Annotated in this window: 18 protein-coding genes and 1 tRNA gene; all 19 read right to left on the bottom strand. The window is 60.9% G+C overall.

All coding sequences use genetic code 11. The features are described from left to right. Window positions 1–77 precede the first annotated feature (77 nt). The 19 genes from KQH55_RS09625 to secG all read right to left on the bottom strand — a co-directional run bounded on the left by KQH55_RS09625 (window position 78) and on the right by secG (window position 17,007). Window positions 78–230, bottom strand: coding sequence for a hypothetical protein (locus tag KQH55_RS09625; RefSeq protein WP_212667360.1), 153 nt, complete (start codon window positions 228–230; stop codon window positions 78–80). A gap of 129 nt (window positions 231–359) precedes the next feature. After that, window positions 360–950, bottom strand: coding sequence for an NUDIX domain-containing protein (locus tag KQH55_RS09630; RefSeq protein ID WP_076795822.1), 591 nt, complete (start codon window positions 948–950; stop codon window positions 360–362). 27 nt (window positions 951–977) lie between these two features. Then, a complete protein-coding gene (locus KQH55_RS09635; RefSeq protein WP_076786448.1) occupies window positions 978–1,292 on the bottom strand; it encodes a DUF2818 family protein in 315 nt (104 codons plus the stop codon). Between the two features lie 14 nt (window positions 1,293–1,306). Beyond that, the gene (gene nuoN, locus KQH55_RS09640; protein WP_235090691.1) at window positions 1,307–2,779 is read right to left on the bottom strand and encodes an NADH-quinone oxidoreductase subunit NuoN; all 1,473 of its coding nucleotides are present in this window, start codon (window positions 2,777–2,779) and stop codon (window positions 1,307–1,309) included. A gap of 18 nt (window positions 2,780–2,797) precedes the next feature. Continuing rightward, a complete protein-coding gene (locus KQH55_RS09645) occupies window positions 2,798–4,294 on the bottom strand; it encodes an NADH-quinone oxidoreductase subunit M (RefSeq protein ID WP_076795826.1) in 1,497 nt (498 codons plus the stop codon). A gap of 13 nt (window positions 4,295–4,307) precedes the next feature. Further along, complete coding sequence (gene nuoL, locus KQH55_RS09650; protein ID WP_235090692.1) at window positions 4,308–6,350, bottom strand: NADH-quinone oxidoreductase subunit L; 2,043 nt, start codon at window positions 6,348–6,350, stop codon at window positions 4,308–4,310. Window positions 6,351–6,370: 20 nt separating this feature from the next. Beyond that, window positions 6,371–6,676, bottom strand: coding sequence for an NADH-quinone oxidoreductase subunit NuoK (gene nuoK, locus KQH55_RS09655; RefSeq protein ID WP_041753724.1), 306 nt, complete (start codon window positions 6,674–6,676; stop codon window positions 6,371–6,373). Between the two features lie 22 nt (window positions 6,677–6,698). Then, window positions 6,699–7,391: an NADH-quinone oxidoreductase subunit J gene (locus KQH55_RS09660; RefSeq protein WP_076795832.1), complete on the bottom strand. Its 693-nt coding sequence runs from the start codon at window positions 7,389–7,391 to the stop codon at window positions 6,699–6,701. A 67-nt stretch (window positions 7,392–7,458) separates the two neighbouring features. Continuing rightward, window positions 7,459–7,947 (bottom strand): NADH-quinone oxidoreductase subunit NuoI, encoded by a 489-nt coding sequence (gene nuoI, locus KQH55_RS09665; RefSeq protein ID WP_076786439.1) that lies wholly within the window; start codon window positions 7,945–7,947, stop codon window positions 7,459–7,461. A 9-nt stretch (window positions 7,948–7,956) separates the two neighbouring features. Further along, the gene (nuoH, locus tag KQH55_RS09670) at window positions 7,957–9,021 is read right to left on the bottom strand and encodes an NADH-quinone oxidoreductase subunit NuoH (RefSeq protein WP_235090693.1); all 1,065 of its coding nucleotides are present in this window, start codon (window positions 9,019–9,021) and stop codon (window positions 7,957–7,959) included. After that, window positions 9,022–11,352 (bottom strand): NADH-quinone oxidoreductase subunit NuoG, encoded by a 2,331-nt coding sequence (gene nuoG, locus KQH55_RS09675; RefSeq protein WP_235090694.1) that lies wholly within the window; start codon window positions 11,350–11,352, stop codon window positions 9,022–9,024. Between the two features lie 71 nt (window positions 11,353–11,423). After that, the gene (gene nuoF, locus KQH55_RS09680; RefSeq protein WP_076786434.1) at window positions 11,424–12,749 is read right to left on the bottom strand and encodes an NADH-quinone oxidoreductase subunit NuoF; all 1,326 of its coding nucleotides are present in this window, start codon (window positions 12,747–12,749) and stop codon (window positions 11,424–11,426) included. Next, window positions 12,746–13,222, bottom strand: coding sequence for an NADH-quinone oxidoreductase subunit NuoE (gene nuoE / locus KQH55_RS09685; protein WP_076786431.1), 477 nt, complete (start codon window positions 13,220–13,222; stop codon window positions 12,746–12,748). The genes nuoF and nuoE overlap by 4 nt, the downstream gene beginning before the upstream one ends. A gap of 121 nt (window positions 13,223–13,343) precedes the next feature. Beyond that, a complete protein-coding gene (locus KQH55_RS09690) occupies window positions 13,344–14,597 on the bottom strand; it encodes an NADH-quinone oxidoreductase subunit D (protein WP_076786429.1) in 1,254 nt (417 codons plus the stop codon). An 83-nt stretch (window positions 14,598–14,680) separates the two neighbouring features. Continuing rightward, window positions 14,681–15,283, bottom strand: a complete 603-nt coding sequence (locus tag KQH55_RS09695) for an NADH-quinone oxidoreductase subunit C (RefSeq protein ID WP_076786427.1) — start codon at window positions 15,281–15,283, stop codon at window positions 14,681–14,683. Between the two features lie 15 nt (window positions 15,284–15,298). Further along, window positions 15,299–15,778, bottom strand: a complete 480-nt coding sequence (locus tag KQH55_RS09700) for an NADH-quinone oxidoreductase subunit B family protein (RefSeq protein ID WP_076786425.1) — start codon at window positions 15,776–15,778, stop codon at window positions 15,299–15,301. Window positions 15,779–15,837: 59 nt separating this feature from the next. Next, window positions 15,838–16,197, bottom strand: a complete 360-nt coding sequence (locus KQH55_RS09705; protein WP_076786423.1) for an NADH-quinone oxidoreductase subunit A — start codon at window positions 16,195–16,197, stop codon at window positions 15,838–15,840. A 165-nt stretch (window positions 16,198–16,362) separates the two neighbouring features. Continuing rightward, a tRNA-Leu gene (locus tag KQH55_RS09710) sits at window positions 16,363–16,447 on the bottom strand. A 164-nt stretch (window positions 16,448–16,611) separates the two neighbouring features. Continuing rightward, the gene (gene secG / locus KQH55_RS09715) at window positions 16,612–17,007 is read right to left on the bottom strand and encodes a preprotein translocase subunit SecG (protein WP_235090695.1); all 396 of its coding nucleotides are present in this window, start codon (window positions 17,005–17,007) and stop codon (window positions 16,612–16,614) included. Window position 17,008: the final 1 nt, after the last annotated feature.

The raw sequence follows: 17,008 nt of genomic DNA on the forward strand, positions 1-17,008 counted from the left end.
ACAGCTGTATATCATCGGTTCGAATCTGACACAATACCGATTTGCCGTGCACGAGATCGCTTCAAGTCCGTGCGCATCTAGTGGTAGGGTGTCGGGAGCAAGTGCAGCTGCGTGTCCACTTCATCGACGATCAGTGCGTAGCCGGCAAGCGTCGCGCTTGATGTCCAGCGCTGTAGGATCTCGCGGATGCAAATATTGTCGTCTACCGTCCCCACACCCGAGAGTGTCACCCGCACAAATGCTGGGCGGTCGTAAAGACGTCTGTGTCGGGGCCCTCAACGGGCTGGCAGCTCAATTCAACCTTATCTAATGGGGCGCGATCCGCTGCGAGCGCAGCGCTTGGATCGGCTACGCCGGCATCAGACTACCTGCGCGGTATTTTCCGGCCAAGCGCCAGACAAAATTTTTTCAAGCCAAAACGCACCAATGATCGTCTTGACATCGCTAACGTCCCCGCGCCGAATCCACTCGTGCAATATGGCCGGTTCGACGACAATCGTTTCCAAAAACTCACCATCGTCCAGCGCGCGCTCACCTTCAGTCAGCCCACGCGCCAAGTACAGGTCGATAAACTCGGTCGAATACGAAATGACCGGGTGGATGCGGGTCAAGTAGACGAACTCGTTCGCGCGATAGCCGGTTTCCTCGCGCAGTTCGCGTTGAGCACATGCGAGCACCCCTTCCTGCGGATCGAGCTTGCCGGCCGGGAACTCAACCATCACACGGCCAAGTGGATAACGATACTGGCGCTCCATCAGCACGCGACCGTCATCCAACAGCGGCAATACCATCACCGCACCGGGATGCTCAACGAACTCACGCGTGGCCGACTTGCCGTCCGGCAACCGCACGATGTCACGCTTGAGCGTCAGGAAATGGCCGTCATATAGCGTCTGGCCGTCGAGACGGGTCTCGACCAGATGAGCGTCGTCTGTCGGAATGCGTGTCATGTCGCCCCTTTTTGAGCGGTCGCCGATTCACGCGGCGCGCCGCTTGACGAGATACTGGAAAACGAAGCCGGGAAACGCAAGCACGACAAACAGGCTGAACGTAATCGCGTAAAACTGCCACTCTTGCTCAAAGCGATTGCCGGCCCGTGCCTCGAGCGCGAAGCCGAGCAGTCCCGTGACAAAGTAAAGCACAATCAATTCAGCGATCCGCCACCAGGCGCTCTTGCGTGCGCCCGGCGCGGCGCCGGGTACTGGCAATATTGCCAGCAACCGCTGGTTGACGAACGGCAGGTTCGCGCCGAGCAGCGCGACCAGGACGATGAACCAGCCAGAGGGCGACATCGTGACAGCCGCCGTTACAGCGACAGCGTCTGGCGCACCGCCTGCAGGCAACTCGACATCAGCGGTCCGGGAACGATGCCAAGCAACAGCACCACGAGACCGTTGAGCGCGAGCAGTGCGCGATTGCCACCGTAGGCGGTAATCGGCGTCGCGTCAACTGGTTCGTCAAAGTACATCAGCTTGACGATGCGCAGATAGTAGAACGCCCCAAACAGCGACGTGACGACCGCGAGCACCGCCAGCCACGTCAGGTTCGCATTCACCGCGGCCTCGAGCACCGCAAATTTCGCATAGAAGCCGACCGTCGGCGGGATACCCGCCAACGAAAACATCATCACCAACATCACGAACGCGAACACTGGGCTGCGCTTGTTCAAGCCCTTGAAGTCGTCCAACGTGTCGGCCTCAAAATCGCGGCGCGCAAGCAGCATCAAGATACCGAACGAGCCCAGCGTCGTCAGCAGATACGTGACGCTGTAAAACACCGCGGATCCGTACGCGCTCGCCGCACCACTCGCTTTGCCGTCGACGACACCGGACAGCAGGCCGAGCAGCACGAAGCCCATGTTCGAGATTGCCGAGTAAGCGAGCATTCGCTTCACGTTGCGTTGCACGATACCGGTGATGTTGCCCACGATCAACGACAGCGCGGCCAAAATCACCAGCATCGCCTGCCAATCGACCGCCAACGGCAGTAGTCCCATCACCAGGAAACGCAGCCCCCACGCGAAGGCCGCGACCTTCGGGCCGCCGCCAGTGAGCAACGTCATCGCGGTCGGCGCGCCATGATAGACGTCGGGTACCCACATGTGGAAAGGCACGGCCCCCATCTTGAACGCGATGCCGGCAACGATAAAGACTACACCGAACAGCAGCACCGCATAGTTGATACGGCCCGATGCAATCGCAGTGAACACGTCATGCAGCTCGAGCGAGCCGGTCGCGCCGTACATCATCGAGATGCCGTACAGCAGGAAGCCGGACGCCAGCGCCCCGAGCACGTAGTACTTCATCGCCGCTTCGTTGGACTGCGGCACGTCACGACGCAGCGCGATGATTGCGTACAACGATAGCGACATCAGTTCCAATCCCAGGTACAGCGTCAGGAAATTGTTGCCCGACACCATCACTAGCTGTCCAAGCAGCGAGAACAGCGCCAACAGATAGAAGTCGCCGCGGAACAGGTCGCGTTCCTCGAGGTACTTACGCGAATAGATCAGCGACACCGCAAAACCGAGCGAGAGGAACGACTTCATCAAGCTCGCGAACGGGTCGACCACATACATGTTCGAGAAGTAGTAGTGCGGATGCGGATCGGTCGCGATCACCGCATACCAGAGCGCGGCGATCAGGCCGGACACGACCGCGATCACATAGGTCAGGCCGCGGCCCTTCTTGCCGGTGATGATGTCGTTCAGCCATGCAACGACGGTCACGATCATCAGGAATGCATCGGGCAATAGGGCGTTGAGAGGAGCGTTTTGCATAATGTTTTCAATCCTCCCTTACTGCGGCGTCGCCGGCAGCTTCGACTGCGCGACATGGGAGAGCAGGTTAATCACCGATTCGTGCATCACATCCGTGAACGGCTTCGGAAAGATGCCCATGTACAGCACGAGCAACGCTAGCACCATCAACATCCAGAACTCGCGGCGACTCAAGTCGACGAGCTTCGCGACATGGTCGTTGGCGACCGCGCCGAAATAAACGCGTTTAAACATCCACAGCGTGTACGCGGCGCCCAGAATCAACGTGATCGCCGCGAGTAATCCAATCCAGAAATTGAACTTCACGGCCGCCAGGATCACCATGAATTCGCCGACGAACCCAGATGTGCCCGGCAACCCGCAGTTAGCCATCGAGAACAGCATCGCGAGCGCCGCGAACTTGGGCATTGTGTTGACGACGCCGCCGTAGTCGGCAATCTGGCGCGAATGCACGCGGTCATACAGCACGCCGATGCACAGAAACATCGCACCCGACACGAAACCGTGCGAGATCATCTGCACGATGGCACCTTCGACGCCGAGCTGGCTGAACAGGAAGAAGCCGAGCGTGACAAAGCCCATATGCGCGATCGACGAATACGCGACTAGCTTCTTCATATCGGCCTGCACCAGAGCGACGAAGCCGATATAGATTACGGCAACGAGCGACAGCGTGATCACGACCGGCGCCAGCAAGTGGCTCGCATCCGGCGCGATCGGCAGCGAGAAGCGCAGGAAGCCGTATGCGCCCAGCTTCAGCATGATCGCCGCCAGCACGACCGAGCCACCGGTCGGTGCCTCAACGTGCGCGTCGGGCAACCACGTGTGCACCGGCCACATCGGCACCTTCACTGCGAACGCGAGGAAGAACGCGACGAACAACAGCACCTGCGGCGTCATGCCGAGCGGCAGCGCATGCCAAGCTGACAACTCGAACGATTGCGACTGCGTGTACAGGTAGATCAATGCAACCAGCATCAGCAACGAGCCGGCCAGCGTGTACAGGAAAAATTTGAACGCCGCATACACGCGGTTTGGGCCGCCCCAGACGCCGATGATCAGATACATTGGGATCAGCGTCGCCTCGAAGAACACATAGAACAGCATCCCGTCGGCCGCCGAAAACACGCCCACCATCAGACCTGACAAGATCAGGAAGGCGGCCATGTACTGCGCCACGCGGTCCGTGATCACCTCCCATCCGGCGATCACAACGATGACCGTGATGAATGCGGTCAGCACAACGAACCACATCGACAGCCCATCGACGCCGAGGTGGTACGTGATGTTGAAACGTTCGATCCACGGCGCGACTTCGACAAACTGCAGCGCTGACGTACTTGCGTCGAAGCCGCTGATCAACGGCAGTGTGACGACGAAGCTGATCACCGAGCCGATCAGCGCAGTCCAGCGCGCGACACCCGGTGTCTTGTCTGAGCCGACCGCAAGGACGGCGATACCGAACGCGATCGGCAGCCAGATCGCGAAAGTCAAAACGGGGAAATGAGCGTGCATACCTGTCCTCGCGTTATTTATTCAGCGTAACGAACAGGGTCAGCAACCCCAACATGCCGATAATCATGGCGAACGCGTAGTGGTAGATGTAACCGGTTTGCAGAAAGCGGACCACGCCGGCAAACTTCGCGACTACGCGCGCGCTGCCGTTGACTAGACCGTCGATCACGACGACATCACCCTCCTTCCAGAGCCCTTTGCCGAATGTCACCGCACCCTTGGCGAACACAACGTCGTTGATCTTGTCCATGTAGTACTTGTTGTCCAGCAGCGTATAAATGCCCGAGAAACGCTGACGAATCGCCGCCGGGATGTCAGGCCGCTTCAGGTACAGGAACCAGGCGACGATGACACCGGCCAGCGCGAGCCAAATCGGCAAGCCCGAGACCGAATGCAACCCCATCGCCATCCAGCCATGGAACGCCTCGGCCATCTCACGCAGCGCCTCGTGATGCTCGCTGACGTAAACAACCTTGTCGAACACGACGCCGTGCGAGAAGAAGTCGCCGAAAATCATCGGGCCAACCGCGATCGCACCGATCACGACGGACGGGATCGCAAGCAACACCAGCGGCAGCGTAACCACCCATGACGTCTCGTGCGGCTCGTGCACGCCATGCCCATGATGCGCACCGTGGTCGTGCCCATCGTCATCGTGATGCACGTTGCGGAAGCGCTCCGGACCGTGGAACACCATGAAAACCATCCGGAACGAGTACAACGCGGTCACGAACACACTGGCGGTCACCGCGAAATACGCGAATCCCGAACCCGGCAAGTGCGACAACTTGACCGCCTCGATGATCGAGTCCTTCGAATAGAAGCCGGAGAAGAACGGCGTGCCGATCAGCGCAAGCGAGCCCACCAGCGATGTGATCCACGTGATCGGCATGTACTTGCGCAGCCCGCCCATGTTGCGCATGTCTTGGTCGTGATGCATGCCGATGATCACCGAACCGGCGCCCAGGAACAGCAGCGCCTTGAAGAACGCGTGCGTCATTAGGTGGAATACCGCAACCGAGTAAGCGGAGGCGCCGAGCGCCACGGTCATGTAGCCGAGCTGGGACAGCGTCGAGTACGCAACGACCCGCTTGATATCGTTCTGCACGATACCGAGGAAGCCCATGAACAGCGCAGTGATCGCGCCAATCACCATCACGAACGACAGCGCAGCGTCGGACAACTCGAACAGCGGCGACATCCGCGTGACCATGAAGATACCCGCGGTCACCATTGTAGCGGCGTGGATCAGCGCGGAGATCGGCGTCGGGCCTTCCATCGAGTCAGGCAGCCACACGTGCAGCGGGAACTGCGCGGACTTGCCCATCGCGCCGATGAACAAGCAGATGCAAGTCACCGTGATCAGCTGCCACTGCGTGCCTGGCAGCACGCCTGCGCTGGTCAGTGCGTCGCGATGTGCGAAGACATCGCCATAGTTCAACGAGCCGACATACGCGAGCACCAGGCCGATGCCGAGCAGAAAGCCAAAGTCGCCGACGCGGTTCACGAGGAACGCCTTCAGGTTTGCGTAGATCGCCGTCGGACGCGTGTACCAGAAGCCGATCAGCAGGTAGGACACCAGCCCGACCGCTTCCCACCCGAAAAATAGTTGCAGGAAGTTGTTGCTCATCACGAGCATCAACATCGAGAACGTGAACAGCGAGATGTACGAGAAAAAGCGCTGATAGCCCGGGTCCTCCGCCATGTAGCCGATCGTGTAGATGTGCACCATCAGCGACACGAAGGTGACCACGCACATCATCATCGCGGTCAGCGAATCGACCAGGAAACCAATTTCGAGCTTCAAGCTGCCCTGTCCCGGTACGAGACTTGGCAGCGTCGCCCATTCGTAAATCGCGCCATTGAAGCTGGCGCCATCGAGCACGTCGAGGAACACCAGCACGGAGATCACGAATGCAATCGCCACGCCGAGGATCGTCACGCGATGCGCGTTGTGGCGGCCGATGGTCTTGCCGAACAGGCCGGCGATCAGCGAGCCGGCCAGGGGCGCTAGCGGGACCGCCAGCAGCAGGTTGGGATTGAGTATCGTTGCCATAACAGTCAGGGCCTTTTTTCTTAACCCTTGAGCCGGTCGAGATCCTCGACGTTGATCGTATCGAGGCTGCGGAACAATGTGACTAGGATCGCGAGGCCGATCGCCGCTTCGGCCGCGGCCACGGTCAGCACGAAGAACACGAAGATCTGGCCGTGCGCGTCGCCGAGATAATGCGAGAACGCGACGAAATTGGTGTTCACCGCGAGCAGCATCAACTCGATCGCCATCAGGATGATGATCACGTTGCGGCGGTTCAGGAAGATCCCAACGATCGAGATCGCAAACAGGATCGCGCCGAGCACGAGGTAATGAGCGAGGCTCAACATAGTTCTTTTCTCCTTGTCCCGGTCAGCGGGTACTGCCGACCGCGCCAGCACCGGTGTTGCCCGGCGTCGCGGGCTGCGTCGATGCGTCCGGCGCCTGCTTCTCGGCAGCCATTCGTACCAGCCGCACACGATCCTCGCGTCGCACCCGTACCTGCTCGCTGACGCGCTGGCGCTTCACGTCCTTGCCGTCACGGATCGTCAACGCGATCGCCGCGACGATCGCGACCAGCAGCACGAGGCCCGCGACCTCGAACGCGAAGATGTAGTCGCTGTAGATGATCCGGCCAATCAGGCGGGTGTTCGACAGCGCGCCCCCGGCTCCAGCTGCTTGCATCGTCTGCGCGGCGTCATGCACCGGCGAGACGGTCGCGCCGTAACCGTGCCAGAGGATCAGCGCGGTCTCGATCACGATGATCGCGCCGACAATCGTCGCCATCGGCACGAAGCGGCGGAAGTCGCGCCGCAACACGTCGAGGTTGATGTCTAGCATCATCACGACGAACAGGAACAGCACCATCACCGCGCCGACGTAGACGAGCACCAACAGGATCGCGAGGAACTCGGCCTCGAGCAGCATCCAAATCGCCGCGGCGTTGAAGAACGCGAGCACCAAAAACAGCGCCGAGCTCACCGGGTTGCGCGCGGTGATCACCTTGAGCCCTGACACGGTCATGAGCAGCGCGAAGAGGTAGAAGAGGACGGTCGTGAATTCCATGTTTACCGGATCATCGTTAGGCGTGTCGTTGTCGTATCATGCGTCGGGGCAACCAGCCCCATGACGCTCACCGGTACGGTGCGTCGGCCGCCTTTGCTGCCGCAATCTGGGCTTCGTAGCGATCGCCGACCGCCAGCAGCATGTCTTTCGTGAAATACAGGTCGCCGCGCTTCTCGCCGTGATACTCGAGGATCTGCGTCTCGACGATCGAATCGACTGGGCAGCTCTCTTCGCAGAAGCCGCAGAAGATGCACTTGGTGAGGTCGATGTCGTAACGCGTCGTGCGGCGCGTGTTGTCGGCGCGCACTTCCGATTCGATCGTGATCGCCAACGCCGGACAGACCGCCTCGCACAGCTTACACGCGATGCAGCGCTCTTCGCCGTTCTCATAGCGGCGCAGCGCATGCAGCCCGCGAAAGCGCGGCGAAACCGGCGTCTTTTCCTCGGGGAACTGCACAGTGATCTTGCGCTGGAACGCATACCGTCCAGTCAGCGCGAGCCCCTTGAGCAGCTCGGTCAGAAAGAATGTTTTGAAAAAATTCTGAATTGCGTTCATGGCAACACCTTATTTCCAGATGTTCAGCGGCGACATGATCCAGAAACCGACCACGACCAGCCACACGATACATACTGGAATGAAGATCTTCCAGCCCAGGCGCATGATCTGGTCGTAGCGGTAACGCGGGAACGTCGCACGGGCCCAGATGAACACCGACAGCAGGAAAAACACTTTGAGCACCAGCCAGACGATGCCCGGGATGAACGACAGGAACTCGAACGGCGCGCTCCAGCCACCGAGGAACAGCGTCGCGGCGAGCGCCGAGATCACGATCATATTGATGTACTCGGCGAGGAAGAACAGCGCGAACGCCATCCCCGAGTAGTCGATCATGTGCCCAGCAACGATTTCCGACTCCCCTTCGACGACGTCGAACGGGTGCCGGTTGGTTTCGGCGATGCCGGAGATGAAGTAGACGACGAACATCGGCAGCAGCGGCAGCCAGTTCCACGACAGGAAGTTCAGGCCGAGCCCGGCGAACAACCCGCGCTGTTGCGAGTGCACGATATCGGACAAGTTCAGGCTGCCCGACGTCATCAGCACGACGACCAGCGCGAAGCCCATCGCAATTTCATACGACACCATCTGCGCGGCCGCGCGCATCGCGCCAAGGAACGCGTACTTCGAATTCGATGCCCAGCCGGCGAGGATCACGCCGTACACGCCGAGCGAGGAAATCGCCATCGCATACAGCAAACCAGCGTTGATGTCGCCGAGCACCGCCTCAGCCTGAAATGGAATCACCGCCCAGACGCCAAACGCCGGCACTACGACCATGATCGGCGCAACGAGGTAGATCCACTTGGTCGCCTGCGCCGGCTGAATCACTTCCTTGAGCAACAGCTTGACCACGTCGGCGATCGGCTGCAACAGCCCCTTCGGCCCGACGCGGTTCGGTCCGAGCCGCACGTGCATCCAACCAATCAGCTTGCGCTCCCACAGAATCAGATAGGCGACGCACAGCAGGATCACGACTGACACGACGAGTATACGCACTAACGCCCATACGGTCGGCCACGCGACGCCCAGCAGTTGGCTACCGGTTGCATTGATCGTTTCGAACACGCCCATTTAAGCCTTCTCCACCAGCAGATCACCAAACAGGCTGCCAAGTTCAGCGGCGGCGGACGTCGCCGCCGGCACGCGCACCACCGCGTCATGCAGCTTCGCATCGCGCAGCGCCGGCAGCGTCACCGATGCCTCGCCCTGTCGCACGCGTACCGCGTCCCCTTCCTTCAGTCCAAGTTGGTCAAACAGCGCGGCGGGCAACGACACGCGCAGCGCCGCCTTCGCGGCCCCGGTCAGATGCAGTGACGGTGCACGGCGAACCAGCGGGTCGGCATCGTAGATCGGCACGTCGGCAATCCGCTCGAATGCGCCGGCCGCGCGCGTCGAGGCGCCGCGCGCCAGCGGCGCATGCGTCGCGTTCGATAGACGGGCCTGCACGTCCACGCCTTCCAACGCCGCAGTGGCCACTTCCTCGGCACTCGTGTAATCGAAATTCGGCAGCCCAAGTAGGTTACCCAACACGCGCAACACCTTCCAGCCCGGTCGGGACTCACCCAGCGGGCGTACGACACCCGTGAACGGTTGCACCGTGCCCTGCGCGTTGACAAACGTACCAGCCGTCTCGGTGAACGGTGCAATCGGTAGCAGCACGTCCGCGTAGTCGGCGCCGGTCTTGAACGACGACAGCGCGACGACCATGTCGGCCTGCGCGAGCGCCGCGCGGGCCTGCCGCGGATTCGCGACGTCGAACTCCGGCTCGACGTTGAACAGCACATACGCGCGGCACGGCGACGCAAATGCCTGCGCAGCGTCAGCACCGCCTTCGCCGGGCAGCGCGCCAACCAGATGCGCGCCGACGGTGTTGGCCGCCTCCGGCAGCAAGCCGAGCGTCGCGCCACTCGTCTGCGCGATCCACTGTGCCATCGCATGCAGCTTCGCGAATTCGGGATGGTTCACCGCGCTCGTGCCCAGCAGAATCACGCGCTGCTCGCCGTTCGACAGCGACGCGGCGATGTCCTTCGCAGCAACGTCCGGCTGCACACCGCCGAGCTCGGCCGGCAACGCTGCGCCACGGATCTCGGCCACTGCGGCAGCCACGCCGGCCAGCGCGTCGACCCAAGCCGACGGTGCCGCGACGATTTTGTGCGCGACATTGATTAGCGAATCATCGGCGCTCGCATGCAACAAGCTCACCTTGGCACCACTGCTGGCGGCCTGGCGCAGCCGTGCCGCCAGCAGCGGATGATCGCGGCGCAGGAACGAGCCGATCACAAACGCGGAATCGACGCTGGACAGCGTCGCGATCGGCATGCCGAGCCACGGTGCGCCCTGCAGCGACGCGGAAAAATCGCTTTGGCGCAGCCGGAAATCCAGATTCGCGCTACCCAGCGCACGCGTCAGCGTCTTGAGCAGAAACAATTCTTCGAGCGTGCTATGCGGGCTAGCGAGCGTAGCGATTGCGTTCGCGCCATGCTCGGCCTTGATGTTCTTCAAGCCGTTCGCGACGTAGTTCAGTGCGATTTCCCAGTCAACCTCGCACCACTTGCCGTCCTGCTTTAGCATCGGCTGCGTCAGCCGCTCCGCGCTATTCAGCGCCTCGTATGAAAAGCGATCCTTGTCCGAAATCCAGCACTCATTGATCGCCTCGTTTTCCAGCGGCAGCACACGCATCACCCGATTGTTCTTCACCTGCACGATCAGGTTCGCACCGACCGAGTCGTGCGGGCTGACCGAGCGGCGACGCGACAATTCCCACGTCCGCGCGCTGTAACGGAATGGCTTGCTGGTCAGCGCACCCACCGGACATAGGTCGATCATGTTGCCCGACAACTCGGAGTCAACCGTGTTGCCGACGAACGTCGTGATCTCCGAGTGCTCGCCGCGGCCCAGCATGCCGAGCTCCATGATCCCGGCCACTTCCTGGCCGAAGCGCACGCAGCGCGTGCAGTGGATGCAGCGCGTCATTTCTTCCATCGAGATCAGCGGCCCGACGTTCTTGTGGAACACGACGCGCTTCTCTTCTGAATACCGCGACGCGGACTTACCGTAGCCGACCGCCAGATCTTGCAGCTGGCATTCGCCGCCCTGGTCGCAGATCGGACAATCCAGCGGGTGGTTAATCAGCAGGAACTCCATCACGGACTGCTGCGCCTTCACCGCCTTGTCCGACGTCGTGCGCACGACCATGCCGGCGGACACCGGCGTCGCGCATGCCGGCACGGCCTTCGGCATCTTCTCAACCTCGACCAGGCACATCCGGCAGTTCGCCGCGATCGACAGCTTCTTGTGATAGCAGAAGTGAGGAATGTACGTATCGACCTTGTGCGCAGCCTGGATCACCATGCTGCCTTCCGGCACCTCGACCTTCTTGCCGTCTATTTCAAGTTCAACCATGATGGTGAAGGGTCCCTAACCTAATCCTGTGCACCCGCTCACGGCGGGCCGTGGCGACTTGCGGCGCCCGCTCACGCGGTCGCGGCGAGCGCTGTATCGCGTGGTATGCCGCCTTGCGTCGGAACGAGACAATGCTTGTGCTCGACGTGATATTCGAATTCGTTCCAGAAATGCTTCAACATGCCGCGCACCGGCATCGCCGCTGCGTCGCCCAACGCGCAGATCGTGCGGCCCATGATGTTCTGCGCAACCGAGTTCAGCAGGTCCAGGTCTTCCTGGCGCCCCTGGCCATGCTCGATCCGGTGCACGACCCGATACAGCCAGCCGGTGCCCTCGCGGCACGGCGTGCACTGCCCGCACGACTCCTCGTAGTAGAAGTACGACAGACGCAGCAGCGAGCGCACCATGCAGCGCGTATCGTTCATCACAATCACCGCGCCGGAACCGAGCATCGAGCCGGCCTTCGCAATCGAGTCGTAGTCCAAGTCGGTCTGCATCATCTGTTCGCCTGGCACCACCGGCGCCGATGAGCCGCCCGGGATCACCGCCTTGATCTTGCCGCGCACGCCGCCGGCCAGCTCCATCAACTTTGCGAACGGCGTGCCGAGCGGCACTTCATAATTGCCCGGCAGGTTCACGTCGCCGGACACCGAGAAGATCTTCGTGCCGCCGTTGTTCGGCTTACCCAACTCTAGGTACTGCTGCGGACCGATCGCCAGCAAGAACGGCACCGCCGCGAACGTCTCGGTGTTGTTGATTGTCGTCGGCTTGCCGAACGCGCCATAGCTGGCCGGGAACGGCGGCTTGAAGCGCGGCTGTCCCTTCTTGCCCTCGAGCGACTCGAGCAGCGCGGTTTCCTCGCCGCAAATATAGGCGCCATAGCCGTGGTGCGCATGCAACTCGAACGAGAATCCACTGCCCAGGATGTTATGACCGAGATAGCCGGCAGCACGCGCCTCGTCCAGCGCCTGCTCGAAGCGCTCATAGACTTCCCAGATCTCGCCGTGAATGTAGTTGTAGCCGACGGTAATACCCATCGCGTACGCGCCGATCGCCATGCCCTCGATCAATGCGTGCGGATTCCAGCGCAGGATGTCGCGGTCCTTGAATGTGCCGGGCTCGCCCTCGTCGGAGTTGCACACCAGGTACTTCTGCCCGGGGAACTGACGTGGCATGAAGCTCCACTTGAGTCCCGTCGGGAACCCTGCGCCGCCACGGCCGCGCAGGCCAGACGCCTTCACGTCCGCGATCACCTGCTCCGGCGCAATCTTCTGCTCGAGAATGCGACGCAGTTGCTGGTAGCCACCACGCGCGACGTAGTCCTGCAAATGCCAGTTCTCGCCGTTTAGGCCCGCGAGAATCAGCGGATTAATATGCCGATCGTGCAAAGACGTCATTTGGACAGCTCCTCGAGCAACTGGTCGATCTTCTCGCGGCTCATGAAGCTGCACATCCGATGGTTGTTCAGCAACACCACCGGCGCATCGCCACAGGCGCCAAAGCACTCGCCTTCTTTCAGCGTGAACTTGCCGTCCGGCGTCGTCTCGCCAAAATCGATTCCCAGCTTCTGCTTCAGATATTCCGCGGTCTCTTCTGCACCGCCCAGTTGGCACGGCAGGTTCGTGCACAGCGTGATCTTATGTTGACCGACTGGCGCAGTCTCATACATGGTGTAAAACGTCGCGACTTCCTGCACCGCGATGGCCGGCATCTTTAGATAGTCGGCGACGAATTGCATCAGCTCCGGCGACAGCCAGCCCTGCTCTCGCTGCGCAATCGCAAGCGCCGCCATCACGGCGGACTGCTGGTGACCGGCGGGGTACTTCGCCACCGCGCGATCGATTTCCTTGAGGCCTTCAGCTGAGATCATTTCCAGACACGACTCATTCAATGCTTACCGAACGAAAACCTGCCGGCGAACCGCTACCGGCAGACCTGACGCTCCTTGATACGACAGCATCGCGCCACGCGCGATGCGCCAAGCGGTGACACTATCGGTCAACCTCGCCGAACACGATGTCCTGTGTCCCGATGATCGTGACCGCGTCGGCGATCATGTGACCACGCGCCATCTCGTCGAGCGCGGACAAATGCGCGTAGCCGGGCGCGCGGATCTTCAGCCGGTACGGCTTGTTCGCGCCGTCCGACACCAGATAGATACCAAACTCGCCCTTCGGGTGCTCGACGGCGACGTACGCTTCGCCCTCGGGAACATGCATGCCTTCTGTGAAGAGCTTGAAATGGTGGATCAGCTCTTCCATGTTCGACTTCATGTTTAGCCGCGACGGCGGCGCGACCTTGTGATTGTCGACCATCACCGGGCCCGGATTCTTACGCAGCCATGCAATACACTGTTTAATGATCCGGTTTGACTGGCGCATCTCCTCGATGCGCACGAGATATCGGTCATAGCAGTCGCCGCCCGCGCCGACCGGAATGTCGAAATCAAGCTGGTCATACACTTCGTACGGCTGCTTTTTGCGCAAGTCCCATTCAACACCCGAACCGCGCAGCATCGGTCCAGTCATGCCCAGTTGCAGCGCACGCTCCGGCGTGACGACACCGATGCCGACCAACCGCTGCTTCCAGATCCGATTGTCGGTCAGTAGCGTCTCGTACTCATCGACGCAGCCAGGGAAGCGATTCGTGAAGTCTTCGATGAAATCGAGCAGCGAACCCTGGCGGTTCTCGTTGAGCCGAGCGAGCGCCTTTTCGTTGCGAATCTTCGAGGCCTTGTATTGCGGCATCGCGTCTGGCAGATCGCGGTAGACGCCACCTGGCCGATAGTATGCCGCGTGCATGCGCGCGCCGGACACCGCCTCGTAGACGTCCATCAAATCCTCGCGCTCGCGGAACGCGTACAGGAACACCGCCATCGCGCCGACGTCCAGTGCGTGGGCGCCGATCCACATCAAGTGATTCAGGATCCGCGTGATCTCGTCAAACATCACGCGGATGTACTGGGCCCGGACCGGCACGTCAATACCGACGAGCTTCTCGATCGCCATCACGTACGCGTGCTCGTTGGCCATCATCGACACGTAGTCGAGGCGGTCCATGTACGGCACCGACTGGAGGAACGTCTTGTGCTCGGCGAGCTTTTCGGTCGCGCGATGCAGCAAACCGATGTGCGGATCGGCACGCTGGATCACCTCGCCGTCCAACTCGAGCACGAGGCGCAGCACGCCGTGCGCTGCCGGATGCTGGGGACCGAAGTTCAGCGTGTAGTTCTTGATGTCAGCCATGTTCGCGGGCTTGCTAGAAATTCAATGACTCGCACGGACCGCATGCGCTCGCGCAAACGGTCCGCAGCCGGCCAGGCTGGCGCTCAGTGCTTGAGGCCGCCATAGCGTTCTTCGCGAATCACGCGCGGCGTGATCTCGCGCGGCTCGATCGTGACAGGTTGGTAGACAACGCGCTTTTCTTGCGCGTCGTAGCGCATCTCGACATAGCCGGACAGCGGGAAATCCTTGCGGAACGGGTGGCCGATGAAACCGTAGTCGGTCAGGATCCGACGCAAATCAGGATGACCTTCGAACACGATCCCGTACAGATCAAACGCCTCGCGCTCGTACCAGTTCACCGAATTCCACACGTCGATCAGCGACGGCAGAATCGGCACATCGTCGTCTGGCGCGAAGACCCGCAAACGCAGTCGCCAGTTGTGACGGATCGACAGCAGGTGCGACACCGCGGCAAAGCGAGGACCGTCGTATCCGCCATCGCCATACGTCGAATAATCGACGCCGCACAAGTCGCTCAATTGCTCGAAGCCAAGCGCCGGGTCATCGCGCAGCCGCGTCGCGACGTCGATCAGATCGCTAGCGGCGACGACGATCGTCAATTGCCCGAGTGACTCCGTCGCGCTTTTCAGCTTGTCGCCGAGCGCCTTATTGAGGTTCGCCCTCAGGATCTCGAGTTTGCTTGCCATGTGGGGAACTCCGCGTTACGACCGGGCGATGGTGTTAGTACGACGAATCTTCGCCTGCAACTGGATCACGCCGTAGACCAGCGCCTCGGCGGTCGGCGGGCAGCCGGGCACGTACACGTCGACCGGCACGATCCGGTCACATCCGCGCACGACTGAGTACGAGTAGTGATAGTAGCCGCCACCATTCGCGCATGAGCCCATCGAGATCACCCAGCGCGGCTCGGCCATCTGATCATAGACCTTGCGCAGCGCAGGCGCCATCTTGTTGCACAGCGTACCGGCCACGATCATGACATCGGACTGACGCGGACTCGGTCGGAACACAACACCGAAACGGTCCAGGTCATAGCGTGCGGCGCCGGCATGCATCATCTCAACCGCGCAGCAGGCGAGCCCGAACGTCATCGGCCACAGCGAACCGGTCCGCGTCCAGTTGATCAGCTTGTCAGCCGTCGTGGTGACAAAGCCTTCCTTCAAGACCCCTTCGATACTCATTGCTTTTGACTCCAGACGGGCGGCAAGCCTTGCACCCGACATTCAAGCGTGATTGGCGTTCATTCCCAGTTCAGGCCACCCCGTTTCCAGATATAGGCGAAGCCCAGCAGGAACTCGAGCAGGAAGATCATCATCGCGATGAAGCCCGGCCAACCGATGTCGCGCAACGCAACACCCCAAGGGAACAGAAAGGCCGTTTCCAAATCAAAAATGATGAAGAGAATGGCAACCAGGTAGTAGCGCACGTCGAACTTCATGCGCGCGTCTTCGAACGCCTCGAAACCACACTCGTACGGGGAATTCTTGTCGCTGTCCGGCTTGTTCGGACCCAGGAGCTTGCCGATACCGACCAAAGCAATCCCCAAACCAAGGCCCACGAGAAGAAACAGCAGGACGGGGAAATAGGCAGCGAGGTTCAAGACTATCCTCTATCGGTTGGTTCAAGGTGTCGGCCGGCCCGACCGCTCCGACCAGGATACTGCGCGGATGCGTCACTTCGAAACCGCAACATCGTGACGGAAACAGCGCTTAAAAAATAAATGCCAGCCGAAGCGTAAATGCAAGCGGCTGGCATTGGATAACGTTGGTGCCGACGATGAGACTCGAACTCATACGGCTTGCGCCACTACCCCCTCAAGATAGCGTGTCTACCAATTTCACCACGTCGGCACTATTTGCAATCCGGGAGGTGACTCGGAGCGTTAACCCTTCGTTACCACTGTTACCGCGAATCGCTTCAAGATTTGAATTGTAACTTGGTTAGGTCGTTTGTTCAACGCACAAAACACGTTTTTCTGCATACCGCAGGAAACATAGTTTTGCCAACTTTCGCGTTATTTCGGCACATCTTGCCCCGGCGTGGACGCAGCCGCAGACGACGCTGCGCTGCCCGGCGCTGCAATACCGGAAGCCGGTCCCGAACCCGCCGCTGCCGGCGCGCTTGCCGCCAAGGGCACCGCACCGCCCAACAAGCCGCCGCCGGTCTTCGGACGGTAGCTACCCAGCGCGGTCAGCGCGAGCGTGCTGACGAAGAACACGGTGGCGAGAACCGCCGTGGTACGCGACAGGAAATTGGCCGAACCGCTGGCGCCGAACAGGCTGCCCGACGCTCCGCTGCCGAATGCCGCGCCCATGTCGGCGCCCTTGCCATGCTGCAGTAAAACGAGCCCGATCACGCCGAGCGCCGACAGCACCTGCACCACGATAATCAACGTCTTCAAGAACAACATT

It is taken from the genome of Mycetohabitans sp. B3, assembly GCF_021498065.1.
GTDB lineage: Bacteria > Pseudomonadota > Gammaproteobacteria > Burkholderiales > Burkholderiaceae > Mycetohabitans.